This is a genomic window from Microcystis sp. M49636_WE2 (assembly GCF_030065375.1).
In the GTDB taxonomy this organism is placed as follows: Bacteria; Cyanobacteriota; Cyanobacteriia; order Cyanobacteriales; family Microcystaceae; genus Microcystis; species Microcystis aeruginosa_C.
The window spans coordinates 1-1,349 of sequence record NZ_JASJFG010000110.1; the positions used below are offsets into that span (position 1 = coordinate 1).

2 protein-coding genes are annotated in these 1,349 nt (G+C 44.3%); both read right to left on the minus strand.

Annotated features, from left to right (window positions below; translation table 11 throughout):
• A partial coding sequence (locus PX484_RS02625) for a DNA-processing protein DprA (protein WP_288102761.1) occupies positions 1 to 648 on the minus strand: 648 nt, incomplete at its 3' end.
• A gap of 388 nt (positions 649 to 1,036) precedes the next feature.
• The coding region (locus PX484_RS02630) for a type II toxin-antitoxin system PemK/MazF family toxin (RefSeq protein ID WP_288102762.1) at positions 1,037 to 1,349 on the minus strand (313 nt) is incomplete at its 5' end.

Sequence of the window (1,349 nt, forward strand, 5' to 3'; positions counted from 1 at the left end):
ATGGGCTTTATTCGGTTGAGTTGCGGCGGGATGTTCACTAATGACTAAACCCTGCTTTTGGATGTCCGCGTGTAGCTGCCGATGACGACTAGGATAAACCACATCGACCCCCGTTCCCAAGACGGCAATCGTCCTTCCCCCTGCTTTTAAACAGCTTTGGTGTGCCTCGCCATCAATTCCTTCGGCCATACCAGAAACAATAGTAAATCCCTGTTGGGCCAAAAGGGTACTTAAGCGCCGCGCCCAGCGCCGGCCGTGATCCGTGGGGTTGCGAGTACCCACAATGGCGACGGTGGGGATATTTCCCTGATTTTCCTCTAAATTGACCTTTCCTTGATAGTAAAGTAAGGGGGGAGGACTGGGAATTTCCCGGAGAAAGCGGGGATATTCTGGGTCGCTAGGAGTCCAAAAAAGGGGGTTTTTCTGGATATGTTCGGAGAAAAGAGCTTCTGGGTCAATTTGCGATCGCCCCTCCCGTACCGCTACCATTGACTTTTTGCCGAATCCTGCCACTTCTGCGATCGCAGAATCGGAGGCATTCCAGGCCACAGCGACACTGCCAAAATGCTGATAGAGTCGCTTTAGGGAAATTGACCCAACTCCAGCAATACTTGACCATGCTAACCAATAAACGCGATCGTCTGTCAATTTGAAAAGCTCCTCAGACCAGGTAATATTTTCAGTCAGTTTTAACCGACTGCGGCCAGATGACCTTAATTTATTTTAATCTTGCCGGAATCTTTTCCATTAGTTGTTGAGGTATGGTTGAGCCTCGTCCATGTCTTTCACTTTTTTAACAGGTGAATAAGTTGTTCTTGATCTTCTGGGGGAAGTTGTTCGGTTGCCTCTAGTATTTCTGCAAAAGTGGCTTGAGTCATGGTTTTAGTTGGTTATAGTGGTCTTTGGAGCCAATTGTAGCAGTAAGGGTAGAATATCTTAGCATAGCGTAACGGATATAACAGACAAATTTATTGTAATTTAAAGCTAAAAACTGCGTTAAATAATGCCCCCGAAGAAATCAGTGATCGTATTTTTTTTAAGAACGTAGAATATCGGACAAAATATCTACAATTAAGGTTTGGGTTTTTAATGATAATGAGCCTAGTTCACGCTGAATCAGTGAAGAGCGAAGTGTTACTAAATGATCAAGTCTGATGGCTGACGATTTGCGAAGACCACTGATCATAAAATCTGGATTTTCTGGTCTTAGAATAATATCTGTATGAAGGGGATTTTCTGGAATACGACTGGTAATTAGGGCAAAGATAATGTGTTGATAGCCTCCAATTTGATTGGTTAGGCAATAAGCAGGACGAACCTTACTGGAAGATAAATCGTCGAAGGGAAAT